The following is a 23,365-nucleotide window of genomic DNA, read 5'->3' as shown; positions in this document are numbered from 1 at the left end:
AGGCTGGGGTTATCGTGAGGTGAGGGACCTTTCAGGCCCTTCCGGACGAGGAGTACGCGCCGTACCCGGCAAGCCAAGACGACGCGTGGCAGTTGTCAGCACGCGTGCGGCGCACGCGTCACCGTCCGGGAGTGATCTTTCATGGCGTGGTTCCTCGTCATCGTCGCCGGCCTCTTCGAAGTGGCCATGGCGCTCTGCCTCAAGGCCAGCGACGGCTTCTCCGACCCGCTGCCCTCGGCGGGCTTCCTGGTCTTCGCCGCCATCAGCTTCGGCCTGCTCAACCTCGGGCTGAAGTCGCTCGACGTGGGCAGCGCGTACGCGGTCTGGGTGGGCATCGGCGCCGTCGGCACGGCCGTCCTCGGCATGCTCGTGATGGGCGACCAGGCGTCCCCGCTCAAGATCGGCGCGCTGGCGCTCATCATCGTGGGCGTCGTCGGCCTCAACCTCGCGGGTGCGCACTAGCGGAAACCGCGCGGCCGCGCACTAGCGGATCACGCGGCCGCGCGCAGGCCTTTGACCAGTCCTGATGCCCTGCCGCATCCGGCCGCCGGAACCTACTGCGATCGAGACCTGCTGGAACGTAACCTCCCGTACGGGCGTCTAGGTGGACGAGGGTGTCATCGTGCCCGCGACGGGAGGATTCCAGTGGTCTTCAAGAAGCTGATGCAGGCGGCCGGTGTCGGCGGCCCCGAGATCGAGACGGTGCTGCACGACCCCAACACCACGCCGGGTGGCACGGTCACCGGCGAGGTCACCGTCCTGGGCGGCAAGCACGACTCCGACATCATCGCGATCAACCTGGCGCTGAAGACCCGCGTCGAGATCGAGTCGGGCGACAACGAGTACACCTCCAACCTGGAGTACGCCAAGCTGCCCATCGCGGGGAGCTTCCGGCTGGACGACGGCGCGCGGCACACGATCCCGTTCCAGTTCCCCATCCCGTGGGAGGCGCCCCTCACCCACTTCTACGGCCAGCAGCTGCGCGGCACGACCGTCGGCCTCGCCACCGAGCTCGAGGTCGCGCGCGCCGTCGACGCGACCGACCTCGACCCGATCGCGGTGCACCCGCTGCCGGCGCAGGAGCGCATCCTCACGGCCTTCAACAACCTCGGCTTCCAGTTCCGCAACGCCGACTGCGAGAAGGGCCGCATCTGGGGCGTGCACCAGGAGCTGCCGTTCTACCAGGAGATCGAGTTCTACCCGCCGGCCCAGTACGCGCGCGGCGTCAAGCAGCTCGAGGTGACGTTCGTGTCCTACCCGCAGTCGATGGAGGTCGTGCTGGAGCTCGACAAGCGCGGCGGCGTCCTCACCGAGGGGCACGACTCGTTCGCCCGCTTCACCGTGGACTACGCGTCCGTGCAGAACACCAACTGGGAGCAGCAGCTCGACGGGTTCCTCCAGCAGGCCGCCCGGCGCCGCGGCTTCTTCTAGGACGCGCCCACCCTTGATCATTGGGGGGATCCACCGTAGAAAGTGAGCCCGTGGCCGAACCCCCCGGACTGAGCGCCGCCGAACGCCGCCTCTGGCGCGCGTTCCCGATCGGCGCCGAGGTGACCCTCGGCACCGAGGTCCCCACCGGACCCGACCCCGACCGGATCGTGCGGGCCGAGATCATCACCCAGTTGCTGCTGGGCGCGTGCGAGACGCGCGATGGTTTCGTGCCCGCCGTCCGGTTGCGCGGCGCGTACGTCACCGGCCGCATCGACGTCACCGGCGGGACGATCGAGCACGAGCTGCGGCTGGAGCACTGCCGGCTCGTCCAGGCGCCCAAGTTCTCCAACTGCCGCACCCGCCAGCTGCGGCTGTCCGACTGCCGCATGCCCGGCTTCGACGGCGGCGGCCTGCTCGCCGACGGCTACCTCAGCCTGTCGCGGTCGGAGATCGAGGGTCAGGTGCGGCTGCCGCGCGCCCACCTGACCGGCGGCTTCCGGATGAACGGCACGAAGGTCACCGAGACCGACCCGAGCCGGTGGGCGCTGTTCAGCGGCGGCACCGTCATCGACGTCGGCTTCTTCGCGCAGGAGGCCGAGATCACCGGCGGCGTCCGGCTGGTCGGCGCGCGCATGGGCGGCGGCGTCTTCATGCAGGGCGCCACGTTGCGCAATCCGGGCCGGCTCGCCATGGACGCGGAGAACATGATCGTGGACGACGCCGCGGAGTTCTCCCGCGGTTTCCGGTCCGAGGGCACGATGCGGCTGCGCGGCATGCGCGTCAACGGCACCCTCTCGTTCTCCCGCGGCGTCCTCGACTCCTGCGACCCCGACCGCATGGCGCTGCACGGCAGCCACATGCAGGTGGACGAGCTCATCCTGTGGCCCGCGGAGCGCATCAAGGGCACGGTGAGCCTCGCCGACTCCCGGATCGGCGTCATCCAGGACTCCCCGGAGATCTATCCCGACCGGGTGTGGCTGCACGGGCTGGTCTACAACTCCTTGCAGGACGGCGACGTCAAGGACCGGCTCGACTGGGTGAGCCGCGACGACAAGTTCCACCTGCAGCCGTACGAGCAGCTCGCCGGCTGGTACCACGCCACCGGCCACGACTACCTGGCCCGCCGCGTCCAGCTGGCCAAGCTCCGCGCCCGGCGCCGCGGGCTCAACCCCGTCGGGAAGGCCTGGAACGTCCTGCTCGACTGGACCGTGGGCTACGGCTACCGCCCCTGGCTGGCGTTCGCCTGGTTCGGCATCCTGGTGGCCATCGGCACCGTCGTCTTCTCGATCGACCATCCGCGGGGCATCAAGCAGCCCGCCGAGCAGCCCACGTTCCACGCCTTCGTCTACACGCTCGACCTGCTGATCCCGATCGACACGTTCGGCCAGCAGCAGACGTTCGACCCGACGGGCTGGTCCCGCTGGGTCGCCTACACCCTCATCGCCATCGGCTGGGTCCTCGCCACCGCACTGATCGCCGGCGTCACCCGTGTCCTGCGGCCGAACTGATCCATCCGAGACCGATCCACGCCAGAATGGGGCCTCATGGGGACGTATCTGATCACGGGCGCGACCGGCGGCATCGGCAGGGCGAGCGCGGCGCTGCTCCACGAACGCGGCCACGACCTGATCCTGACCGGCCGTTCCGACGACCGCCTCACCGCACTCTCCAAGGAGCTGGGCGGCGGCCCGCGCACCCAGGTCATCAACATCCAGCAGCCGGTGACCGCGCCCGCCGGCGCGGTCCAGACGATCACCCTCGATCTGACCGAGCCGCGCCGGCTGGAGGCCGCGCTGGGCGAGACCGCGATGCCCGCCCGGCTCGACGGCGTCGTGCACAGCGCCGGGATGGTCGACCTCGGCCCGGTCGCCGAGCAGGACGCCGACCACTGGATCGACCAGCTCATGGTCAACCTGGTCTCCGCCGCCGAACTGACCCGGATCCTGCTGCCGGCCCTGCGCGCCGCCAAGGGGCACGTGGTGTTCGTCAACTCCACCGCCGGTCTCCAGGCCAACCCCAACTGGTCCGCGTACGCGGCGAGCAAGTTCGGCCTGCGCGCCCTCGCCGACTCGCTGCGCGCCGAGGAGTCGTCGCTGCGCGTCACCACCGTCTATCCGGGCCGCACGGCCACGGACATGCAGCAGAAGGTGCGGGCCCAGGAGGGCCGGCCCTACGACCCCGCCGACTTCGTCGCCCCCACGACCGTCGCCCGGATGCTGGTGGCCGCCCTGGAGGCCCCGCGCGACGCCGTGGTCTCCGAGATCACCATCCGTCCCAACCGCTAGGGCGTCCCGGCTCGCGGGTCAGCGGAGCCGGTACAGGCGGATCTCGTGCTCACTCCACCGTGGAGCGGCGGCGCAGGACCCAGGAGGCGAGCACGCCGCCGATGAGGCCGAAGAGGTGGCCCTGCCAGGAGATCCCCGGGTCGCTGGGCAGCACGCCCACGATGATCCCGCCGTAGAGGACCACGACGACGATGGCGATCGCGATGTCGAGCAGGCGGCGCTCGAAGAGGCCGCGGCCGAGCAGGTAGCCGAAGTAGCCGAAGATCAGGATGCTGGAGCCGAGCGTGTTGGCCGAGCTGGTGAACCAGACGCCGAGGCCGCCCACCACGATGATCATCAGGTTGGCGACCAGGAACTTGCCGACGCCGCGGGCGGCGGCGAGGAAGCCCAGGATGACGAACGGCAGCGTGTTGCCGATGAGGTGCTCGAACCCGCCGTGCATGAACGGCGCGGTGAGGATGTCGGGCAGGTCGTTCACGTCGTGGGGCTGGATGCCGTACTGGTCGAGCGCCCCGTTCATCGTGTAGTCGGCGATCTCGAGCACCCACATGACGGCTGTCATCGCGCCCACCAGCGCGAGCGCGGAGACGGCCCGCACGCCGTGGGTCGCCAGGCCTTCGGAGCGATTCCGTTCGGGGACCGCCGGATAACTCATGTGTTCCGCCCGTGACTCGAATGACCCTGCCGTTGTTCAGATGAACGTGCGCCCGTATCGGTTGGTGCCCGTCGTGGTTTTCTTCATACCTGGACGCAGGTAGCGAATGGGATTCGGTTTCGGCCATATTGGGCCACATGCGTGCTGTGGTGTGTGAAGAGCTGGGCTCGGTCGTGGTGACGGAGACCAAGCCGGTCGAGCCGGGCCCCGGCCAGGTCGTGATCGCGGTCGAGGCGGCCGGGGTGAACTACGTGGACGGGCTGTTCGTCCAGGGGCGCTACCAGATCAAGCCGCCGCTCCCCTTCGTCCCCGGCTACGAGGTCGCGGGCACGGTCGCCGCGGCCGGGCCGGACGTCACGGCGCCCGCCGTCGGCACCCGCGTGCTGGCCACCTGCGGGCTCGGCGGCTTCGCGAGCCGGATCGTGGTGCCCGCGGCCGCCGCGGTGCCGATCCCGGACCGGCTCGACGCCGGGCGCGCGGCCACGTTCACCCAGAGCTACAGCACCGCGCTGTTCGCGCTGCGCGAGCGCGGCGCGCTGCGGGACGGCGAGAGCGTGCTGGTGCTGGGCGCGGGCGGCGGCGTCGGGCTGGCGGCCGTCCAGGTGGCGAAGGCACTGGGGGCGCGGGTGCTCGCCGGCGCGTCGTCGGAGGCCAAGCGGGACGCGGCCCTGGCCGCCGGGGCGGACGCGGTGCTGGACACCTCGGCGGACGACGTCAAGGCTGCGGCACGCGCGTGGTCGGACGGCGGCGTGGACCTGGTCTACGACCCGATCGGCGGGGACGTCGCGGACCCGGCGCTGCGGGCGCTGCGCGAGCAGGGCCGCTATCTGGTGATCGGGTTCGCCTCCGGGGCGATCCCGTCGCTGCCGCTCAACCAGGTGCTGCTGCGCAACCGGGCGGTCGTCGGCGTCGACTGGGGCGCATGGTCGATGGGCCACCCGCTGGAGCAGCGGGCCCTCCTCGACGAGCTGCTGGGCCTGGTCGAGAGCGGGCGCTTGGAGCCGGTGCCGCCGCGCACCGAGCCCTTGGAGAACGCCGCGGCCGTCCTGGACGACCTGCTCAACCGGCGGGTGGTCGGGAAGGTCGCCCTGCTGCCCTGACCGGCTTCGGACGCCGCCTGATTGGGGTCCCCTCCACAAGATCGTTCGGTCGTACGGTGTGGGCGAGTTCACTGACACCCTCAGGAGGCCGCCGGTGAAGCTCCGCCCCTCGGTCGTCCGCCGTCTCGCCTGCGTGACGGCCGCCGCGACCCTCGCCCTCGTTCCGCTGACGGCCGTGGCGGCCGACGCGCCGCCGCCGTCCAAGGTCCTGTCCAACTACGAGACGTCCACCGGCACCGCGGTGAGCCGCGACTGCGGTTACAGCACGCGCGCCCCCGGGAGCTCGACCCAGGCACTCTGGATCTTCTGTGACACGACCTGGAACGCGGGGTTCTGGCTCGGCGTCACCGCCGCGATCGGCCCGTTCACCGCGGGCCAGGTCCCGACCGGGCTGACCGAGATCCCGACGCCGACCGCGCCGATCAACGCGCCCAGCAACCGCGGACCGTCCGGCCTGCTGCCGGTGCCGTCCGGCATCGTCCTGCCGAACGGGCAGAACTGCCAGGTGCCGGGCTCCTCCTACCCGGCGTCCTGGGCGTCGGGGGTGGCCCGCCAGCCCTCCGGGTCCAGGGTGCTGATCCCCTACGCCGACGTCTGCGTGCACGGCGGCGGGATCACCACCGAGCGCTTCGGGCTCGTGGAGTACAACCCGTCCACCAACACCCTGAGCGGGCAGAGGCAGGTCTTCTCCTCGACCGCCCAGCTGCCGTTCCAGCGGATCCTCGGCTCACCGATCTTCTCGGGCGGGTACCTCTACCTCTTCGGCTTCGAGTGCACCTCGCAGGCGTTCGGCGCCTGCGGAGCCGGCAACGTGACGCTGGCCCGGGTGGCGGCGAACGCCACGGCCTGGGGCACGGCCTCCAGCTACCGCTACTGGACCGGCTCGGCCTGGTCGTCCAGTCACACGGCGGCGGCCTCGATCCTCAGCGGCGCCAAGCCGCTGGCGATCCACGCGGAAAACTTCGGCGCCCTCGGCAAGGGCTTCGTGATCGTCGAGCAGATCGACATCGCGGGCAACTTCCGCGTCTGGCGCTCGTCGTCCCTCACGAGCGGGTGGAGCGTCACCCGGACCGGGCAGGCGCCCTGCTCCGGCCAGGCGGGGCTCGACCTGTGCCGGGCGTACTTCGGCCACCCGGCACTCAGCACTTCGGCCAATCTTCTGATGTCCTACTACGACCCGGGCAACGACCACGTGAACGTGATGGCCGTGCCCTGGTGACGACGGCTCAGGCCGCCTGCTCGTGCTCGTCCCGTACGGTGATCACGGGCAGGCGGTGCCGCGACGGGGCGTCCGCGCGGCGGCGCAGGTGGCGGCGCTCCTCGGGAGTCGTCCCGCCCCAGATCCCGTCCGGCTCGCCGACCCGCAATGCCCACTCCAGGCAGTCCGTGGTCACCGGGCAGTTGCGGCAGATCGCCTTGGCGGCGCGCTGCTGCTCCTGGAGCACCTCGGCCGAGTAGCCGATGGGGAAGAAGAGGTCCGGATCGGCGCCACGGCAGATGGCGTGGTCCGTCCAGTGCTCCTCGTTGGTGGTCTTCATGACACGCCTCGCGGAGAGTCGGGGTGGTTGCCCACTCAACGTAGTACTACAAGGCGTAGTACTACAAGCCAGGGTGACGTTTGCTACACAACGTCCGGATAGCCTGTTGGCGTGCACCGTGATCAAGAAGTGACCTTCCGCGCGGCGACCAGGGACGACGTTCCCGAGATCGTGCGCCTGCTCGCCGACGACCCGCTCGGCGTCACCCGCGAGACCCCCGGCGAGCTGGTCCCCGACGCGTACTGGAAGGCCTTCGAGGCGATCGAGAGCGATCCCAACAACACCCTCGTCGTCGCCGTCATCGACGGCGGCATCGCGGGCACGATGCAGCTCACCTACATCCCCGGCATGACCTACACCGGCGGGGAGCGCGCCCAGATCGAGGGCGTCCGCGTCGCCGCCGACCACCGCGGCGGCGGCGTCGGCCAGGCCATGATCGGCTGGGCCATCGAGCAGGCCCGCGACCGCGGCTGCCGCGTCGTCCAGCTCACCACCGACCGCCAGCGTCCCGAGTCGATCCGCTTCTACCAGAAGATCGGCTTCCGCCCCTCGCACCAGGGCATGAAGTACCACCTCAAGGACGCGTGACGGCCGGCCGGACCGGTCGGCGGCGGGGCGGTCAGTCGGCGCGCACGTAGCGCAGGAGCACCACGCCCGATTCGAAGGCCCGGTGCTCCGCCAGCCGCAGGCCGATCTCGGCGCCGGGCGGGAAGCACGGCTTGCCGCCGCCCACCATGACGGGCATCACGAACACGCGGAACTCGTCGATGAGGTCGATGACCGAGGCGGCCAGCGAGGCGCCGCCGAGGCCGAGTTCCCCCTCGCCCTCCTTGAGCCGTGTGATCTCGGCCACGGCGTCCGCGCTGCGCACCACCCGCACGCCCTCCGGGACGTCCTCCAGCGTGTCGGAGAACACGATCCGCGGCGTGGCCAGATAGAGCCTGGCGAACTCCGCCACGGTCTCGGGCAGGTCGTCCCGCTCGGCGAACTCACGCCACGGCCCCTCCATGGCCTCGTACATCCGGCGTCCGAACAGCAGCCCCGACGACGCGCGCGTCTGCTCGTTCGCCATCTTGTGCACGGCCTCGTCAGGCGCCGAGAACTCGATGCTCCCCTTGGAATCCTCGATGTAGCCGTCCAGCGAGGCCATCATCGAATAGACCACCCGGCCCATGGGCCCTCCTCTCCCTGCTTCACGCGTGGACCTATGGAGACCAGGCCCGTCCCCGAAACTCATCGCCGCCGAGACCCCGCGCCACCACGGCGTGGAGCGGCTCCCCGACCTCACTCACACCGAACGGGTGATCCGCACGAACCTGCCTTTCTGGAGGCTTCTCATCAGCGCAGAGCCGCCGAATCCCGGAAACGACCTCAGGATCACCAGCCGACCCACCGTCACCCTGCGCGCACCGGACCGCACGCAAACCGGCAGGGACTGCGTGACCTGGTCTGTCGCCGTTCACCTGCCCGTGAAATGCTGGTCATCTGGACGTCACCACACGTACATCCGGGAGCCGCGAGCATGGCCGTGAAGCACCTCGAGATCGAACGGAAATACGACGCCGAAGCCGACTTCACGGTCCCCGAGCTGATGGGCCTGCCGGGTGTCTCGTCCATCAGCGGGCCGCGCACCCACCAGCTGGCCGCGACCTACTTCGACACCGACGACCTGCGGCTGGCCAGGCGTGGCATCACGCTGCGGCGGCGGCGCGGCGGCGAGGACGCCGGCTGGCACCTGAAGATCCCGGCCGGTCCCGACAGCAAGAACGAGCTGCGGGCCCCGCTGGGCCGGACCCAGGTCGTGCCCGCGCGACTGGCGTCGCTGATCGCCGCCCACACGCGCGGTGCGCCGGTGAAGCCGGTGGCCCAGCTCGACACGGTGCGCTCGGTCGTGCTCCTGCTGGACGCGGCGGGCCAGGTGCTGGCGGAGGTCGCCGACGACGCGGTGAGCGGACGGCCGGAAGGCGGCGCCGAGCTGGCCTGGCGCGAGATCGAGGTCGAGCTGGCCGGAGGCGGCGGCGATTTGCTGGAGGCGGCCGGCGAACGGATCGTCAAGGCCGGGGCGCGCAAGGGAGCGTCGTCCTCCAAGGTGCTGCGCGTCCTTGGCGTCGCGCCCGAGCGGCGTCCGGAGCCGGACGGTAAGACGGCCGGGGCCGCCGTCACCGGTTACCTGGCCGACCAGGTCGACGCCGTCCTCCGGTTCGACCCCAAGGCGCGGCTGGCCGAGCACGACGCCGTCCACCAGATGCGGGTCGCGACGCGGCGGCTGCGGAGCGCCCTGCAGAGCTACCGGGCGGTCATCGACCGCGAGCACACCGACCCGCTGCGGGTCGAGCTGAAGTGGCTGGCCGACGCCCTCGGCGAGGTCCGCGACCTGGAAGTGCTGCGGATGCGGTTCACCGACCGGCTCGAGGAGATCGGCGAGACCGGCGAGCACACCTGGCTGGACGCGCTCAGGACGCAGGAGGCGGCGGCCTACCGGCGGCTCAACGTCACGCTCAAGGAGCCCCGCTACTTCGCGCTGCTGGACGCGCTCGACGCGCTCGTGGCCGCGCCGCCGCTGACCGAACGGGCCGGGCGCAAGGCCGCCAAGGAGCTTCCCCTCCTGGTCACCAAGCAGTGGAAGCGCCTCGACCGGGCCTACAAGGAGATCGGCAAGGCCGACGACCCGGACATCGCCCGGCACGAGACCCGCAAGTCCGCCAAGCGGGCCCGCTACGCGGCCGACCTGGCGGTGCCGGTGCTCGGCAAGCCCGCCAAGCAGGTCTCGCGGAACGCCAAGAAGGTGCAGGAGGTCCTGGGCGGTTACCAGGACGGCGTCATCGCCGACGAGCACCTCAAGGCCGCCGCCGAGAAGGCCGACGACACGCACGAGGCGTTCGTCCTCGGGGTGCTCTACGGGCTCGAGCAGTGCGAGGCGAAGTCGACGCTCGCCACCCTGGAGGAGACCTGGAAGGGGCTGTCCAAGCCGTCGTTCTAGGGCGTCAGTGGCGCGAGCGGGTTGCCCGCGCCCGTCAGCGCGTCGACCTCGGCGTGCAGGGCCTTGACCACGTCCGCGAGGGCGATCGCGTCGCCACCGGTCGCGTAGAGCGTGTGGGCGCCGGGCCCGAGGCGTCCCAGGTGCTCGCCCAGGTCCGCGCGCACCGTGGTGTCGGCCACGCAGAACGTGTCGAAGACGCGCACGCTCACCACCAGGTAGACCTCGCTGCCCGGCCGGATCCCGAAGTGGTGCGCGAGCTTGACCTCCATACCGCCGCCCTCGACCGGCCCGATGAGGAACGAGTGGTCGAGCTCGACGTCGCCGGCGAAGTCCGACCAGACGAGCAGGTCGTTGGCGAAGTCGTAGAGACGCGACTGGCATTCGTGCAGCCCGTCCAACAACGCCAGGACAGCCCCGTATTCACTCACGGGCCGACTCTATGGCCTGGGCGACGCGCTCGACGTCACCGCGTTCGGCGGGTGGGAGGGGCACCCCGACGGAGGCGCGCCCGGCCGTGGCCTCGGCCAGCAGGCGCTCCGCCTCGCCGGGACGGCCGGCGAGGGCCTCGGCGCCCGCGAGGCCTTCGAGGGCGAGGGCCACGGCGCGCGGGTCGCCGTGCGCGCGGGCCACGGCCAGCCCTTCCTCGTGCAGGGCGCGTGCGGCGCCGGCGTCACCGCGCAACTCGGCGGTGAAACCGAGCTCGGTGAGGGCGAGGGCGATGCCGGGCAGGTAGTCGACCTCGCGTTCCCACTCCAGGGCGGCGCGCATGTAGGTCTCGGCGGCGCCGAGCCGCCCGGCGCGGCGCGCCGCCATCGCCAGGCCGGTCAGCGCGAACGCCTCGCCCGGCCGGTAGCCGTGCTCGGCGGCCAGCTCCCGGCCGCGCTCGTGCAGCCGTTCGGACTCGTCGTAGTCGCCCGCGAGCAGGGCGAGCCGGCCCTGCCCGGACGTCAGCAGCGACACCTGGAGCCACAGTCCGAGCTCCTCGGCGAGCCGCAGGCCCGCGCGGACGAGCTCGGCGGAGCGCCGGTGGTCGCCGGTGATCTCGGCGTGCTTGGCGAGCAGCTCGGTCGCACGGACCTGGCCCCAGCGTTCGCCCAGCTCGCGAAAGGTCTCGTCGCTCCGCACGGCGTTGTCGTGGAGCGTCGCGATGTCGCCGCGCACCAGGGCGAGGTTGGCCGCGGTGGCGAGCGCGGCGGCCTCGCCCCAGCGGTCGCCGGACGCGCGGAAGGCGGGCAGCGCGCGGTCGACGAGCCGCCGGCTGGTCGGCACGTCGCCCGCCCCGAGCAGGACCTCGCTGAGGAACCACTCCGCGCGGGCCCGGGCGCCGGGGTCGGCGATCTCGTCGAACGCGGCGGGCACCGCCCGGAGCGGCTCGACCGGCCCGTAGCCCCGGCAGCCGAGCAGGCGCAGCCCGGTCAGCCATGCCTCCGCGAGCGGGTCGCGGGCCAGGGTGAGGACACGTTCCAGCGAACGCCGCGCCTCGCCGATGCGGCCGCGCAGGAACCAGTACCAGGCCAGCGCGTTGACCAGCCGGACCGCGAGATCCGCGTGACCCGCGCGGACCGCCTCGTCCAGGGCCGCGTGCAGGTTGGCGTGCTCGGCGTCGAGGCGTTGTGACCAGAGACGCTGGTCGGAGCCGCGCAGCCGCGGTTCGGCACGTTCGGCCAGCTCGGTGTGGTGGCGGACGTGACGCCGCCTGATCTCGCCGGCCTCGCCCGCCTCGTCCAGCCGTGCCAGCGCGTAGGCCGAGACCGACTCCAGCAGCCGGTAGCGCACCCCGCCGGGCCCCTCGGTCATGACGACCATCGAACGGTCCACGAGCCGGGCGAGCACCCCGAGCACGTCGTCGAGCGGGCCGTCCCCGCCGTTCCCGCCGTCCCTGCCGTCCCTGCCGTCTTCGCCGTTCCCGCCGCAGACCTCTTCGGCGGCCTCCACCGTGCAGCCGTCCGCATGGACCGCCAGCCGGCGCAGGACCACCCGTTCGGGGCCGGTCAGCAGCTCCCAGCTCCAGTCGATCATCGCCCGGAGCGTCTGCTGGCGTGGCGGGCCGCCGCGGTGCCCGGCGGCGAGCAGCCGGAACCTGTCGTCCAGCCGCTCGGCCAGCTCATGGACGCCGAGCGCGCGGACGCGGGTGGCCGCGAGCTCCAGTGCCAGCGGGATGCCGTCGAGCCGCCGGCAGATCGCCGCCACCGCCCGCGCGTTGCCCTCGTCCAGTGCGAACCCGGGGGCGGCCGCGGCCGCGCGGGCCTCGAACAGCCGGACCGCGCTGTATTTGCGCAGCGCGGCGGGCTGGGTCTCGGCCGGCGAGTAGGGCGACTCCAGCGGCGGCACCGCCCACACCACTTCGCCGGGCAGCCCGAGCGGCTCCTGGCTGGTGGCGAGGATCTCGATGTCGGGCGCGGCGCGCAGCAGCAGCTCGGCCAGCCGCGCCACCGAGTCGATCACATGCTCGCAGTTGTCCAGGACGAGCAGCGCGGACCGGTCGCGCAGCGCCTCGGCGAGCCAGGCCGAGGCCTGGACGGACCGCGCGCCCTGCGGGAAGCCGGGCGCGGCGTCGTCGCGGATGTCGAGCGCGGCGGCGACCGCCTCGGCGACCCGGTCGACCGTGTGCGTCGCCGCGTCGAGCCCCGCCAGCTCGACCAGCCACACGCCCTCCATCTCCCCGCCGAGCCGTTCGCTCTCGAGCAGCTCGGCGGCGGTCTCGAGGGCGAGCCGGGTCTTGCCGACGCCGCCCGGCCCGGTCAGCGTCACCAGCCGCGCGATCGCCAACTGGTCGCTGACGCCGCGCATCGCCTCGTCGCGCCCGACCAGCTCGCTGAACGAGGACGGCAGGTTGGTGCGGACGCGCGGCGGCTCCGGCCCGGCGCCGTCGAGGCCCGGGTCCTGCCGCAGGATCGCCTGGTGCAGGGCGGTCACGTCGGGGCCGGGGTCGAGCCCCAGCTCGTCGCGCAGCCGGTCGCGCAGCTCGCCGAACGTCTCCAGTGCCTCGCTCTGGCGGCCCGCCCGGTAGAGGGCCCGCATGAACGCGGCGCGCAGCCGTTCGCGCAGCGGATGCCGGGCCACCAGGTCACCCAGCTCGCCGACCAGGGACCCGTCGTCACCGGCCTCCAGCCGCGCCTCGGCCCAGTTTTCGAAGGCGGTGAGGCGCCGCTCCTCCAGCTGCGCGATCCCGGCCCGCGCGAACTCCTCGTCGGCGAGGTCGGCCAGCGCGCCGCCCCGCCACAACTCCAGCCCCACGGCCAGCATGTCGGCCGCGGCGCCGGGGTCGGCCGCGGCCCGCGCGCCGGCCACCAGCGCGGCGAAGCGCGCCGCGTCGAGACCGTCCCGCGGCACCCGCAGCGCGTAGCCCACGCCCTCGGACACCACGAGGTCCCGGCCGCCGGGCTCCGCGTCCTCCAGGGCCTTGCGCAGTTGCGACACCTTGACCTGCAACGCCGCCGACGGATTGCGGGGCGGTTCGCCGCCCCACAGGTCGTCGATCAACCGGTCGGCCGACACCGCGCGGCCCTCGTGGAGCAGGAGGTCGGCGAGCAGCGCCCGCACCTTGGCGCCGGGAATCGGGACCGGGCGCCCGTCGGCCGTCCACACCGCCAGCGGCCCGAGCACCCCGAATCGCATGGCGCCACGATAACCGCCCGGCCTGACGTCCCGCCTGGACCGGCCCGCCGAAAGTGATCGGTAAGAGCCCGGTAAGCGGTGCCCCGCAGTCTCTGGATCACGGCTTCGAGCCGCGATCCGCGAAGGAGACAGACGATGCCCGACACCCGCCAGGTCCGCACCGCGATCATCATCGGCAGCACCCGGGACGGCCGGTTCGGCCCGACCGTGGCGGGCTGGTTCACCGCCCACGCCACCCGGCACGCCGGGGCCGGCCTCGACCTCGACGTCGTCGACCTGGCCGAGACCGCGCTCCCCGACCGGCTCGGCGCGATCGACGGTCCGGCGCCCCCGGCCGTCCGGGCGCTGGCGCCCCGGCTCGCCGCCGCCGACGCGTTCGTGGTCGTGACCCCGGAGTACAACCACAGCTACCCGGCGCCGCTCAAGACAGCCATCGACTGGTACGTGGACGAGTGGAAGGCCAAGCCGGTCGGCTTCGTCTCCTACGGCGGCGCGTCCGGCGGCCTGCGCGCGGTCGAGCACCTCCGCCCGGTCTTCGCCGAGCTCCAGGCCGTCACGATCCGCGAGACGGTCAGCTTCCACTCGTGCCGGGACAGGTTCGACGACCGGGGCCGTCCCGTCGACGGCGCCGGCTGCTCGGCCGCCGCCGACGGCCTCCTCGACCAGCTCACCTGGTGGGCCCGGGCCCTCCGCGCCGCCCGCGCCCAGTCCCCCCACGCCGCCTGACCATCACCCCGGAACGTCATCCTCGAAGGAGCCTCAGATGTCCTCCCTCACCTCATCGGCCGGTGGCAGGCCGCGGCTGCGCCTCGCCCTGCTCGCCTTCTCCGGCCTGATCACCGCGCTGGACTTCACGATCGTGTACGTGGCGTTGCCCGACATCGCCCGCGACGTGGGGTTGTCCGCGCACTCCACGCAGTGGATCGTGAGCGCGTACGCCGTCTTCTTCGGCGGGTTCCTGCTGCTGGGCGGGCGGTCGGCCGACCTGCTCGGGCGCCGCCGGATGTTCGTCCTCGGCATGATCCTCTTCGGTGGCGCCTCGTTGCTCGGCGGGTTGGCCACCTCGCCCGCCACGCTGATCGCCGCGCGGGTGATCCAGGGGATCGGCGGCGCGGTGTTGTTCCCGGCGACGCTCTCCCTGGTGACCACGGGCTTCGCCGAGGGCAGGGAACGGGTCCGGGCCCTGGCCGTCTGGGCGATGGCCGGGGCGGGCGGGCTGAGCCTGGGCGCGCTGCTCGGCGGCGTCCTGACCTACACGTTCGGCTGGGAGGCGGTCTTCCTGGTGAACGTGCCGCTGGTGATCGTCGCCGCGGCGGCCGCGTTCGTCCTGCTGGACGCCGACGGGCCGCGCGAGCGGGGCCGCGGTTTCGACCTGCCGGGCGCCCTCACCGGCACGGTCGGCGTGACCCTGCTCGTCTTCGCCATCGCCCAGGGGCCCGAGACCGGCTGGGGCGACCCGGTGGTGCTCGGCGCGCTCGTCCTGTCGGCCGTCCTGCTCGCGGTGTTCCTCGGCATCGAGGCCCGCAGCGAGAGCCCGCTGATGCCGCTGCGGCTCTTCCGCAACCGCAGCGTGAGCTCCGCCCTGCTGGTCATCCTCGTCTTCGGCGCCAGCATGCAGAACATCGTCTACTTCCTGACCCTCTATTTCCAGGGCGTGCTGGGCTACTCGGCGCTCCGGGGCGGCCTGGCGTTCCTCGGCCTCTCGGTCGTGATCGGCGTCGGCAACTTCATCGCCGGCCGCCTGATCGTCCGCCATGGCGACCGGCCGACGATGGTCGTCGCGCTGCTGCTCGGCGCGGGCGGCGGCGCCCTGCTGGCCGCCGGGATGGCCGCGGACGGGTCGTACTGGACCGTGCTGGCCGGGCTCGTGGTCTACGGCCTGGGCATGGGCACCATCTTCCCGACGATGTTCGGCGCCGCCGGCACCGGCGTGCCCGCCGAGCAGCAGGGCACGGCGGGCGGGATGGCCAACACGGCCGTCCAGGTCGGGACGAGCGCCGGGCTGGCCGTCCTCGTCGGGGTGGCGAACGCGGGCGCCGGCGACCTCACCGGCGAGGCGCTGCGGGTGGCGACCGCCGACGGCCTGCGGGAGACGGTCCTGATCGCCGCCGGCCTCACCCTTGTCGGTCTCGTGGGCGCTCTGCGCCTCCCCCGGGGTCACGCCGCGGCGGCACAGGACGGGCCCGGCCCCGGGCCTTCCGGCCCCGCCGCCGACCCCGGCCCGGAAGCCGTCGCCGCCAACGGCGCGCCCGTGTGAGGACGCGCGACGCCCGCCCCCACCGCCCGGTCACCGGGCGGTGGGGGCGTGCCTTTCCAACGCGACGATGCTGGGCGACTCGGCGCCCTCGCGAGCGATGTGCGCGACCCAGAACGACCCCTTGCGCAGGCTGGGATCTTCGGGCGCCTTCTCGCCGAGCCGTTTGCACAACCCGCTGACCAGATCGGAGACGATCTCGCCGTGCGTGCACACGATCACCGGCTCGCCGTCGGCGACCAGCCGGAACAGCAGGTCGCAGGCCTGCTCGGCGTCGGTCGAGCCGATCGTGACGGCGTGGTGGGTGACCAGGTCGACGCGTTCCCGCCGCGCGTACGGCAGCAACGTCTCCAGGCACCGGGCGGTCGCCGAGCTGATCGGCCGCGCCGGCCCGAACGATCGCAGCAGCCCCGCCAGCAGGGTCGCCTCGCTCCGGCCGCGCTCGTCCAGCGGGCGGAGCTCGTCGGGGCCCTCCCAGCCGCGCTTCTCCCCCGCCGAGCCGTGCCGCAGGATGATCAGCGGCCAGGTGCGCGCCGGGCCCGCCTCGAACTCCCGCAGCAGGTCGACGTCGTGCGAATAGCTCAGCCGGTCGTAGGCCTCGGTGACGGGCACCCACTCCAGCCGGTCGACCTCGTCGTTGGGCTCGAACGGTATCGCCGCCTCGGCCTCGGCGACCCAGTAGTCGACCCGCTTGGTGCGGCCGTCCTTGGGATAGGAGCTGGTCGGCAGGCGGCGTCCGAGCCGGGGCACGACGCCCGTCTCCTCCTCCACCTCCCGGGCGGCGGCCCGCAGCACGTGCTCGCCCGGCTTGAGCTTGCCCTTCGGGAAGGACCAGTCGTCGTACTTGGGACGGTGGATCAGCGCGACCTCGGGGCCGTCGGGTCCTTCCCGCCACAGAACGGCGCCCGCCGCCCGGATCACGTCGTCACCGCCCGCGGCGGCGACGTCGTCGAGGTCATGACGTCGCATCCACCGTCCTCCAGCGCCGGCTCTTGATCAGGTGGCTCTGGATGTCGAGAAGCTTCTCGCCGGTCGCCGCCGCGCGCCGCGTCCACGTGCCGTCACCGTCCAGCCACCAGGACTGGGTGTCGTCGTCCATCGCCAGGTCGAGCAGCCGGACCAGGTCGGTGACCTGCGTGCGCTCGGCCACCCGGACCAGGGCCTCGACCCGCCGGTCGAGGTTGCGGTGCATCAGGTCGGCGCTGCCGAACCACACCTCGGGCTCACCCTCGCCCTCGAACGCGAACACCCGGGAGTGCTCGAGGAACCGGCCGAGGACGCTGCGCACCCGGATGGTCTCCGAGAGCCCCGGGACGCCCGGCCGCAGCGCGCAGATGCCCCGCACCCAGATGTCGACCGGGACCCCCGCCCGCGAGGCGTGGTAGAGCGCGTCGATGACCACCTCGTCGACCAGCGAGTTGCACTTGATCCGGACCCGCGCGGGCTGCCCGGCCCGGTGGTTGTCGATCTCGCGCTCGATGCGTTGCACCAGGCCGGAGCGCAGGCTGTGCGGCGCGACGAGCAGGCGCTTGTAGGAGTCCTGCCGCGAGTAGCCGGTCAGGTGGTTGAACAGGACGCTGACGTCCTCGCCGATCTCGGGCTTCGCGGTGAGCAGGCCGAAGTCCTCGTAGAGGCGCGCGGTCTTGGGGTGGTAGTTGCCGGTGCCGATGTGGCAGTAGCGGCGCAGCGTGCCGTCGCGTTCCTGCCGGACGACCAGGGCGAGCTTGCAGTGCGTCTTGAGCCCGACGAACCCGTAGACGACGTGGCAGCCGGCCTTCTCCAGCTCGCGCGCCCAGGCGATGTTGGCGCGCTCGTCGAACCTGGCCTTGAGCTCGACGACGACCACGACCTGCTTGCCCGCCTCGGCGGCGTTGATGAGCGCGTTGACGATCGGCGAGTCGCCGCTGGTGCGGTAGAGCGTCTGCTTGATCGCCAGGACGCGCGAGTCGGCCGCGGCGTCCTCGATGAAGCGCTGGACGGTCGTCGTGAACGAGTCGTAGGGGTGGTGGAGCAGGATGTCGCGTTCACGGATGGCCGCGAAGATCCCGGCGTCTTCCGGGATGGCCTCCTTGGACGGCACGAAAGGGGGGTACTTGAGCTCCGGCCGGTCCAGGTCGGCGATGGCGGCGAGCCCGGCCAGGTCGAGGGGGCCGCCGACCTTGTAGATCTGGCCCTCGTCGATGGTGAGCTCCTCGCTGAGCAGCTCGAGGACGGCCTCGGAGATGGACTCCTCGACCTCCAGCCGCACGACCGGCCCGAAGCGGCGGCGCAGCAGCTCGCGTTCGAGCGCCTGGAGCAGCCCCTCGCTGATGTCGTCGTCTATCTCCAGGTCCTGGTTGCGGGTCACCCGGAACGCGTGGTGCTCGACGACCTCCATGCCGACGAACAGCTGCCCCAGGTGCGCCGCGATCACGTCCTCCAGCGGCGTGAACCGGTCGGGCGAGGCCTCGATGAAGCGGGGCAGCACCGGCGGCACCTTGACCCGGGCGAACATCGTGGCGTCGGTCTCGGGATCGCGGACTATCACCGCGAGGTTGAGCGAGAGCCCGGAGATGTAGGGGAAAGGGTGGGCGGAGTCGACCACGAGCGGCGTGAGCACCGGGTAGATGCGGTCGCGGAACAGCCGGCGCAGGCGTTCCTGCTCGGTCTCGGCGAGGTCGACCCAGCGGAGGATCTCGACGCCCTCCTTGGCGAGCGCCGGGCACAGGTCGTCCCGGAAGCACTCGGCGTGCCGGAGCATCAGCTCGTGCGCCACCGTGGCGGTGCGTTCGAGCACCTCGCGGGGCTGACGCCCGCTGGCGGACTGGACGGCGAGGCCGGTGGCCATCCGGCGGGCCAGCCCGGCGACCCGCACCATGAAGAACTCGTCCAGGTTGCTGGCGAAGATCGACAGGAAGCGCACCCGCTCCAGCAGAGGCAGTCCCGGGTCCTCGGCGAGCTCCAGGACACGTTGGTTGAAACGGAGCCAGCTCTCCTCCCGGTCCAAGAACCGGTCGTCGGGCAGCGACTCCGCGTTGAGGGGGAAATGTCCTGGATTGACGCTCATGGTCTCAATGTTCCCTGGCCAAGATGAACAGCAGTCGAACGGACGTGTTTCGGCTATTGGTCAGATACGTCGATCATGCCCACGGTTCCCACTGATCACTCGGCGATCTGAGCGACCGGTGCCCACGCCCCGTACCTCAGGGCACCTCACCCTGACATTCTCCCTTATCAGGCCATAGAACGCACCATGCGCCGGCGATGGCGGCGCCAAGAGTGAAGCGCGCACCGCCGGCGGGTGCGGAAAGCACCAAAAAAGAACGCCCGGGACGGCACTGCCCGTTAGGGGCGCCGGGCAGCGGGTATCGGCCGTGCGTTCGAGAAGAAGGCCGGCGAGGAGGAGGCCGATGAGCGATCTGACGGGAACCCCGACGACCGAGCTCGTCAAGCAGCTGAGCGAGCAGAGCGCCCAGCTGGTTCGCGAGGAACTGCGGCTGGCCCAGCTCGAACTGCGGCAGAAGGGCGGCCGGGCCGCCAAGGGCGCGTCGCTCCTCGGCGGCGCAGGCGTCACCGCGCTCTACGGGCTGGGCGCCCTCATCGCCGGGTTCGTCGCGCTGCTGGCCCTCGCGCTGCCCGCCTGGGCCGCCGCGATGATCGTGGCCGCCGTGTTGTTCCTGGTGGCGGGCGTGCTCGCGCTGCGAGGCAAGAAGCAGCTCGAGCTGGCCACGCCACCGAAGCCCGAGGAGGCGGCGGAGAGCGTCAAGGCCGACGTCCAGGAGATCAAGAACAGGGGTCACCGATGACCGAGCAGGACCAGGAACTCGAGGCTCAGCGCAAACGCGCCGAGGAGGCGCGGACCGAGCTGGGCGAGACGATGGGCGAGCTCGCCGCCCGGGCCGACGTCAAGCACCGGGCCCAGGAGAAGGCGCACGAGAAGGCCGAAGAGATCAAGGAGAAGGCGGGCGAGCTGAAGGAGAAGGCCGGCGAGCTCAAGGGCCGGGCCGTCGAGGTGACGCCCGACCCCGCCCTCAAGGCGGCCGAGCAGGTGCGCAAGCGCCCTGGCCCGGTCGCCGGCGGCGCGGCCGCCCTGGCCGCGGCGATCCTCGTCGGGCGCCAGGTGCTGCGCAGGCGCCGCGCCGCGAAGGCCCCGAAGGGAGTCGGCCGCCTCTTCCGCAAGCGCTGACCCGGCGGCCACCCAAGCCGGGCAGTGACGGCATGGCTGACCGTGGTCGCGGCGGCGCGTACCCTGCGAGGGCATGAGCGCCGGTCTGTTCGTCTACGGGACGTTGCGGTTCCCCGCCGTGCTCGCGGTCCTGCTCGGCCGCGTCCCCGCCCTCGCCCCGGCGACCGCGGCGGGCTGGCGGGTCCGCGCGCTGCCCGGCGTCGTCTACCCGGGCCTGGTCGCCGACCCGGGCGGGGTCGCCGAGGGCCTGCTCGTCACCGGCCTGGACGACGCCGAACGCCGCCTCCTGGACGCCTACGAGGACGACCTGTACGAGCCGACCCTCCTCGCGCTCGACGACGGGCGCGAGGCCTGGGCGTACGTCTGGCGCGACGCCACCGAGCCGTACGACTGGGACGCGGCCCACTTCGCCGAGCACGAACTGGACTCCTACACCGAAGGTTGCCGGTTGTGGCGGAGCGAGATGTCGTTCTTGTGAACGGGGTGACAATTCCGGCGTGAGAAACTCGTCCATAAGCCACTTCTGACACGAGTTCAGTCGGTAAATCCTGGAGGGCCAGGCATCCGGCTCACCCCGCCCCGGGAGGTCCGCATGGGCGAACCGCCCCCCTCAGCCGCGTCCGCCGACTCCGCCCCGTCCCCCGCCCCCGCCAAGAAGCGCAGATCCGTCCGCGCCGTCAGGGGCAACGACGCCGCCGACACCGCCGCGTCCCGCCCGCTCGCCGAGATCCCCGCGGACGTCGTGGAACCCCTGCTCCCCCACCTCGAGATGGTGGCCGAGGAGATGGTCCGCGAGATCAAGGTCCTCGTCCCCGAGTACGCGCGCCCGGTCGAGAGCGCGTACGGCCAGCGCATGCAGTGGGCCGTCACGCAGACCGTCAGGGAGTTCGTCGAGGCGTTCGGCCACGACGAGCTGACCTGGAGCAGCGTCACCGACATCTTCGCCGGCATCGGCGCCTACGAGGCCCGCAAGGGCCACAGCCTCGACAACCTGCAGACCGCGATCAGGGTGAGCGGCCAGGTCGCGTGCCGCCGGTTCATCGAGGAGACCCAGCGGCTCGACTGGTCGCTGCAGACGCTCGGCCAGATCACCGAGTCGCTGTTCGTGTTCCTGGAGAAGATCGCCGGTGCCGCCGCCCGCGGCTTCGCCGAGGCGCAGGAGGTGCTGGCGACCGAACGGGAACGGTTCCGGTGGCGGCTGCGCGACCTGCTCGTCGTCGAACCGCCGGCCAGCCGCGAGGCCATCGTCGAGCTGGCCCGTTCGGCCCGCTGGGAGACGCCGCGCACGCTGGCCGTCATCGCGGTGCGCCCGCCCACCGGGCACACCCCGCCGGTGCTGCCGCCCGCCGTCCTCGCCGACTGGCACGGTCCCGTGCCGTTCCTGATCGTGCCCGACCCGGACGGTCCCGGGCAGGACCGGCTGATCTCGTCGCTGGTCCGCGACTGCTCGGCGGCGGTGGGCCCGACCGTGCCGATCACGCGCGGGGCGTTGTCGCTGCGCTGGGCCACCCACGCGCTGAAGCTCATCGAACGCGGCGTGCTCCCCGCCAAGGAGCCGGCCCGCTGCCTGGACCACCTGCCGACCCTGGTCGCGGCGATGAGTTCGGAGCTCATCGACGTGGCGATCCGCACCCGGCTCGCCCCGCTGATGGAGCTCCCCCGGCACCGGCGCGAACCGCTCGCCCGCACCCTGCTCACCTACATGGAGTGCCACGACAACGCGGTCGCGGCGGCCGAACGGCTGCTGGTGCACGAGCAGACGGTCCGCTACCGGATCAGGCGGCTGGAGGAGATGTTCGGCGACGCCCTGGACGACCCGGACCGCAGGGTGGAGCTCCTGCTCCTGCTGCACACCTGGATCCGCGTCCGGTCACCCGAGGAGACCGCGGCCGACACCGCCGAGTCCGCCTGACCGCGGCGTCACCCGCGACGGCCGCCCGGCCGCCGCGGTCGCCGCGGCCGTTCAGCGGAAGGCGTTCAGCGGAAGGCGTTCAGCGGAAGGCGCGGGCGTGCTCGGCGGCCCACTGCCGGAACGTTCGCGGCTCCTCGCCGGTGACCTCGCGCACGGTCGGCAGGACGTGCGACTCGTCGAGCCTGCCGTCGGCGTAGAAGGAGAAGAACGCGTCGACGTACTCGACCGGCATCGCGCCGATCATCTCCTCGCGGGCCTCGGCGTTCGTCAGGCCCTCGAACCGCAGGTCGCGGCCGAGGACCTCGCCGAGCACCCGGACGCGGTCGGCGGGCCGCAGCACCTCCGGCCCGGTAGGGTTGTAGACGTTGCCCTCGTGCCCGTCGTCCAGCAGCGCCGTGGCCGCCACCGCCGCGATGTCGAACGGGTCGACCATCGCGATCGGCACGTCCGGGAACGCGGCCCGCACCACGTCGCCCGCCCGGATCTGCGGGACCCACTCCAGGGTGTTGGACATGAAGCCGCTGGGCCGCAGGAACGTCCAGGGCACCCCGGACTCGCGCACCGCGCGCTCCGACTCGATCATGTAGCGGGAGACGGCGTTCTTGGTGTCGGCGGCCAGCACCGCACCGCCGGACAGGAGGACGACGCGGCCGGTCCCGGCCCGGTCCATCTCGGCGAGCAGTCCCGGCATGTCCGCGTACCCGCTCATGAGGAAGACTCCCGTGACTCCCTTGAGCGCCGCCGCGACCGACGCCGGGTCGTTCAGGTCGCCGATCACCGGCTCGGCGCCGGCGGGCAGAGCCGCGGCGCGTCCCGGGTCCCGGAGCAGGGCCCGCACCGGCCGTCCCGCCGCCGCCAGCCGCCTGACCAGCTCCCGACCGACGTTGCCCGTCGCACCCGACACCAAGATCACGCGAACGTCCCTCCATTGGAACCAGGATCACCCCGAAGGTTCCACAGACGCCGGGCCCGGTCGACCCTTTTGATCATCTTTCCGATACCGGAGACTCTTCCGGCAGTTAAGGTCCCGTTCAGGGGGCATCGGGACTCAAATGTCAGACCTTCGGGTAATGATCCGTGGTATGAGCAGAGACTCCCAGCAGGGGTTGCGGTGCCCGCACTGCCACACGGCTCTCACGCTCGTCCCGGCGGCAGGCGGCCACGCGACGTCCGTCCCCGCCATGCCGCCGCTCGCGCTCGTCCGTGAGGAGGCCTCGCCGCCTCCCGTCGGCGAGGTGCTGGCGGTCTACGCGGGACGGGTCAAGGACTCCTCCACGGCGTCGCGCGGCGCGGCCAGGGTGCGCGCCAGCCTCGCTCGGGCCCGCCAGTCCGAGACGCAGCGCCGCACCGCCCAGCAGGCGGCCCGGCGCCCCTTCCGCACCACGGCCTGACGCCCGTTCACCGGGTCGACCCGGGCACCTGGCCGA

General features: G+C 72.3%; 23 protein-coding genes and 1 riboswitch. Of the genes, 15 read left to right on the top strand and 8 right to left on the bottom strand.

Features of this window, described 5'->3' with window-relative positions; all coding sequences use genetic code 11:
• Positions 1-19: 19 nt before the first annotated feature.
• Positions 20-88: riboswitch (guanidine-III (ykkC-III) riboswitch) on the top strand.
• 53 nt (positions 89-141) lie between these two features.
• From ABZ810_RS01140 to ABZ810_RS01125, 4 genes are all read left to right on the top strand, one after another.
• The gene (locus ABZ810_RS01140) at positions 142-462 is read left to right on the top strand and encodes a multidrug efflux SMR transporter (protein WP_358397623.1); all 321 of its coding nucleotides are present in this window, start codon (positions 142-144) and stop codon (positions 460-462) included.
• 183 nt (positions 463-645) lie between these two features.
• Complete coding sequence (locus tag ABZ810_RS01135) at positions 646-1,431, top strand: sporulation protein (protein WP_358397621.1); 786 nt, start codon at positions 646-648, stop codon at positions 1,429-1,431.
• Between the two features lie 50 nt (positions 1,432-1,481).
• Positions 1,482-2,939, top strand: a complete 1,458-nt coding sequence (locus ABZ810_RS01130; protein ID WP_358397618.1) for a hypothetical protein — start codon at positions 1,482-1,484, stop codon at positions 2,937-2,939.
• 36 nt (positions 2,940-2,975) lie between these two features.
• Entirely contained in the window at positions 2,976-3,716 is a 741-nt protein-coding gene (locus tag ABZ810_RS01125; RefSeq protein ID WP_358397616.1) for an SDR family oxidoreductase, read from the top strand.
• Between the two features lie 49 nt (positions 3,717-3,765).
• Here ABZ810_RS01125 and ABZ810_RS01120 read toward each other — a convergent pair whose 3' ends face one another.
• Positions 3,766-4,371, bottom strand: coding sequence for a rhomboid family intramembrane serine protease (locus ABZ810_RS01120; RefSeq protein ID WP_358397614.1), 606 nt, complete (start codon positions 4,369-4,371; stop codon positions 3,766-3,768).
• A gap of 137 nt (positions 4,372-4,508) precedes the next feature.
• Between ABZ810_RS01120 and ABZ810_RS01115 the strand changes: the two genes are divergently transcribed.
• Together ABZ810_RS01115 and ABZ810_RS01110 are read left to right on the top strand one after the other, a co-directional pair.
• On the top strand, positions 4,509-5,471 hold the full coding sequence (locus ABZ810_RS01115) for an NADPH:quinone oxidoreductase family protein (protein WP_358397612.1): 963 nt from the start codon (positions 4,509-4,511) through the stop codon (positions 5,469-5,471).
• 94 nt (positions 5,472-5,565) lie between these two features.
• Complete coding sequence (locus ABZ810_RS01110) at positions 5,566-6,690, top strand: hypothetical protein (RefSeq protein WP_358397610.1); 1,125 nt, start codon at positions 5,566-5,568, stop codon at positions 6,688-6,690.
• A gap of 7 nt (positions 6,691-6,697) precedes the next feature.
• On the opposite strand, the gene ABZ810_RS01105 is transcribed toward ABZ810_RS01110, so the two are convergent.
• Entirely contained in the window at positions 6,698-7,009 is a 312-nt protein-coding gene (locus ABZ810_RS01105) for a WhiB family transcriptional regulator (RefSeq protein ID WP_358397608.1), read from the bottom strand.
• A 129-nt stretch (positions 7,010-7,138) separates the two neighbouring features.
• On the opposite strand from ABZ810_RS01105, the gene ABZ810_RS01100 reads away from it, so the two are divergent.
• A complete protein-coding gene (locus ABZ810_RS01100; protein ID WP_358398923.1) occupies positions 7,139-7,597 on the top strand; it encodes a GNAT family N-acetyltransferase in 459 nt (152 codons plus the stop codon).
• 31 nt (positions 7,598-7,628) lie between these two features.
• Here the strand turns inward: ABZ810_RS01100 and ABZ810_RS01095 are convergent, their stop codons facing one another.
• Positions 7,629-8,183 carry a dihydrofolate reductase family protein gene (locus ABZ810_RS01095; protein WP_358397605.1) on the bottom strand — a complete coding sequence of 185 codons (555 nt, stop codon included), beginning with the start codon at positions 8,181-8,183 and terminating at the stop codon, positions 7,629-7,631.
• A gap of 348 nt (positions 8,184-8,531) precedes the next feature.
• Between ABZ810_RS01095 and ABZ810_RS01090 the strand changes: the two genes are divergently transcribed.
• Complete coding sequence (locus tag ABZ810_RS01090; RefSeq protein WP_358397603.1) at positions 8,532-9,989, top strand: CYTH and CHAD domain-containing protein; 1,458 nt, start codon at positions 8,532-8,534, stop codon at positions 9,987-9,989.
• Here ABZ810_RS01090 and ABZ810_RS01085 read toward each other — a convergent pair.
• Together ABZ810_RS01085 and ABZ810_RS01080 are read right to left on the bottom strand one after the other, a co-directional pair.
• Positions 9,986-10,417 carry a hypothetical protein gene (locus ABZ810_RS01085; protein ID WP_358397601.1) on the bottom strand — a complete coding sequence of 144 codons (432 nt, stop codon included), beginning with the start codon at positions 10,415-10,417 and terminating at the stop codon, positions 9,986-9,988. The genes ABZ810_RS01090 and ABZ810_RS01085 overlap by 4 nt on opposite strands.
• A complete protein-coding gene (locus ABZ810_RS01080) occupies positions 10,410-13,607 on the bottom strand; it encodes a BTAD domain-containing putative transcriptional regulator (protein WP_358397596.1) in 3,198 nt (1,065 codons plus the stop codon). Before ABZ810_RS01080 ends, ABZ810_RS01085 begins: the two co-directional genes overlap by 8 nt.
• A 135-nt stretch (positions 13,608-13,742) precedes the next feature.
• Here ABZ810_RS01080 and ABZ810_RS01075 point away from each other — a divergent pair, with 135 nt between their 5' ends.
• Entirely contained in the window at positions 13,743-14,333 is a 591-nt protein-coding gene (locus ABZ810_RS01075) for an NAD(P)H-dependent oxidoreductase (protein WP_358397594.1), read from the top strand.
• A 37-nt stretch (positions 14,334-14,370) separates the two neighbouring features.
• Complete coding sequence (locus ABZ810_RS01070) at positions 14,371-15,864, top strand: MFS transporter (protein WP_358397592.1); 1,494 nt, start codon at positions 14,371-14,373, stop codon at positions 15,862-15,864.
• Positions 15,865-15,894: 30 nt separating this feature from the next.
• On the opposite strand, the gene ABZ810_RS01065 is transcribed toward ABZ810_RS01070, so the two are convergent.
• Both ABZ810_RS01065 and ABZ810_RS01060 read right to left on the bottom strand, forming a co-directional pair.
• On the bottom strand, positions 15,895-16,830 hold the full coding sequence (locus tag ABZ810_RS01065) for an NUDIX domain-containing protein (RefSeq protein ID WP_358397590.1): 936 nt from the start codon (positions 16,828-16,830) through the stop codon (positions 15,895-15,897).
• The gene (locus tag ABZ810_RS01060) at positions 16,817-18,907 is read right to left on the bottom strand and encodes an RNA degradosome polyphosphate kinase (RefSeq protein WP_358397588.1); all 2,091 of its coding nucleotides are present in this window, start codon (positions 18,905-18,907) and stop codon (positions 16,817-16,819) included. Before ABZ810_RS01060 ends, ABZ810_RS01065 begins: the two co-directional genes overlap by 14 nt.
• 343 nt (positions 18,908-19,250) lie before the next feature.
• Between ABZ810_RS01060 and ABZ810_RS01055 the strand changes: the two genes are divergently transcribed.
• The 4 genes from ABZ810_RS01055 (at position 19,251) to ABZ810_RS01040 (ending at position 21,938) form a co-directional block, all read left to right on the top strand.
• Positions 19,251-19,646, top strand: coding sequence for a phage holin family protein (locus ABZ810_RS01055; protein ID WP_358397586.1), 396 nt, complete (start codon positions 19,251-19,253; stop codon positions 19,644-19,646).
• Positions 19,643-20,026, top strand: a complete 384-nt coding sequence (locus tag ABZ810_RS01050; RefSeq protein WP_358397584.1) for a DUF3618 domain-containing protein — start codon at positions 19,643-19,645, stop codon at positions 20,024-20,026. The genes ABZ810_RS01055 and ABZ810_RS01050 overlap by 4 nt, the downstream gene beginning before the upstream one ends.
• A gap of 73 nt (positions 20,027-20,099) precedes the next feature.
• Positions 20,100-20,504 carry a gamma-glutamylcyclotransferase family protein gene (locus ABZ810_RS01045; RefSeq protein WP_358397581.1) on the top strand — a complete coding sequence of 135 codons (405 nt, stop codon included), beginning with the start codon at positions 20,100-20,102 and terminating at the stop codon, positions 20,502-20,504.
• Positions 20,505-20,618: 114 nt separating this feature from the next.
• Entirely contained in the window at positions 20,619-21,938 is a 1,320-nt protein-coding gene (locus ABZ810_RS01040; RefSeq protein ID WP_358397580.1) for a helix-turn-helix domain-containing protein, read from the top strand.
• A 79-nt stretch (positions 21,939-22,017) separates the two neighbouring features.
• On the opposite strand, the gene ABZ810_RS01035 is transcribed toward ABZ810_RS01040, so the two are convergent.
• Entirely contained in the window at positions 22,018-22,851 is an 834-nt protein-coding gene (locus ABZ810_RS01035; protein ID WP_358397577.1) for an NAD(P)H-binding protein, read from the bottom strand.
• A gap of 169 nt (positions 22,852-23,020) precedes the next feature.
• Here ABZ810_RS01035 and ABZ810_RS01030 point away from each other — a divergent pair, with 169 nt between their 5' ends.
• On the top strand, positions 23,021-23,329 hold the full coding sequence (locus ABZ810_RS01030) for a hypothetical protein (RefSeq protein WP_358397575.1): 309 nt from the start codon (positions 23,021-23,023) through the stop codon (positions 23,327-23,329).
• Positions 23,330-23,365: the final 36 nt, after the last annotated feature.

The sequence above is a fragment of the Spirillospora sp. NPDC047279 genome, from assembly GCF_040643285.1.
Lineage (GTDB): Bacteria > Actinomycetota > Actinomycetes > Streptosporangiales > Streptosporangiaceae > Spirillospora.
Note: the sequence above shows the minus strand (reverse complement) of the source record. Positions and strands in the feature narration are given on the sequence as shown.

Coding starts and splice junctions, on each gene's coding strand:
- ABZ810_RS01140 (WP_358397623.1), top strand. CDS start 142: ATGGCGTGGTTCCTCGTCATCGTCGCCGGCCTCTTCGAAGTGGCCATG.
- ABZ810_RS01040 (WP_358397580.1), top strand. CDS start 20,619: ATGGGCGAACCGCCCCCCTCAGCCGCGTCCGCCGACTCCGCCCCGTCC.
- ABZ810_RS01080 (WP_358397596.1), bottom strand. CDS start 13,607: ATGCGATTCGGGGTGCTCGGGCCGCTGGCGGTGTGGACGGCCGACGGG.
- ABZ810_RS01030 (WP_358397575.1), top strand. CDS start 23,021: ATGAGCAGAGACTCCCAGCAGGGGTTGCGGTGCCCGCACTGCCACACG.
- ABZ810_RS01055 (WP_358397586.1), top strand. CDS start 19,251: ATGAGCGATCTGACGGGAACCCCGACGACCGAGCTCGTCAAGCAGCTG.
- ABZ810_RS01120 (WP_358397614.1), bottom strand. CDS start 4,371: ATGAGTTATCCGGCGGTCCCCGAACGGAATCGCTCCGAAGGCCTGGCG.
- ABZ810_RS01105 (WP_358397608.1), bottom strand. CDS start 7,009: ATGAAGACCACCAACGAGGAGCACTGGACGGACCACGCCATCTGCCGT.
- ABZ810_RS01115 (WP_358397612.1), top strand. CDS start 4,509: ATGCGTGCTGTGGTGTGTGAAGAGCTGGGCTCGGTCGTGGTGACGGAG.
- ABZ810_RS01065 (WP_358397590.1), bottom strand. CDS start 16,830: ATGCGACGTCATGACCTCGACGACGTCGCCGCCGCGGGCGGTGACGAC.
- ABZ810_RS01045 (WP_358397581.1), top strand. CDS start 20,100: ATGAGCGCCGGTCTGTTCGTCTACGGGACGTTGCGGTTCCCCGCCGTG.
- ABZ810_RS01075 (WP_358397594.1), top strand. CDS start 13,743: ATGCCCGACACCCGCCAGGTCCGCACCGCGATCATCATCGGCAGCACC.
- ABZ810_RS01125 (WP_358397616.1), top strand. CDS start 2,976: ATGGGGACGTATCTGATCACGGGCGCGACCGGCGGCATCGGCAGGGCG.
- ABZ810_RS01090 (WP_358397603.1), top strand. CDS start 8,532: ATGGCCGTGAAGCACCTCGAGATCGAACGGAAATACGACGCCGAAGCC.
- ABZ810_RS01095 (WP_358397605.1), bottom strand. CDS start 8,183: ATGGGCCGGGTGGTCTATTCGATGATGGCCTCGCTGGACGGCTACATC.
- ABZ810_RS01050 (WP_358397584.1), top strand. CDS start 19,643: ATGACCGAGCAGGACCAGGAACTCGAGGCTCAGCGCAAACGCGCCGAG.
- ABZ810_RS01070 (WP_358397592.1), top strand. CDS start 14,371: ATGTCCTCCCTCACCTCATCGGCCGGTGGCAGGCCGCGGCTGCGCCTC.
- ABZ810_RS01060 (WP_358397588.1), bottom strand. CDS start 18,907: ATGAGCGTCAATCCAGGACATTTCCCCCTCAACGCGGAGTCGCTGCCC.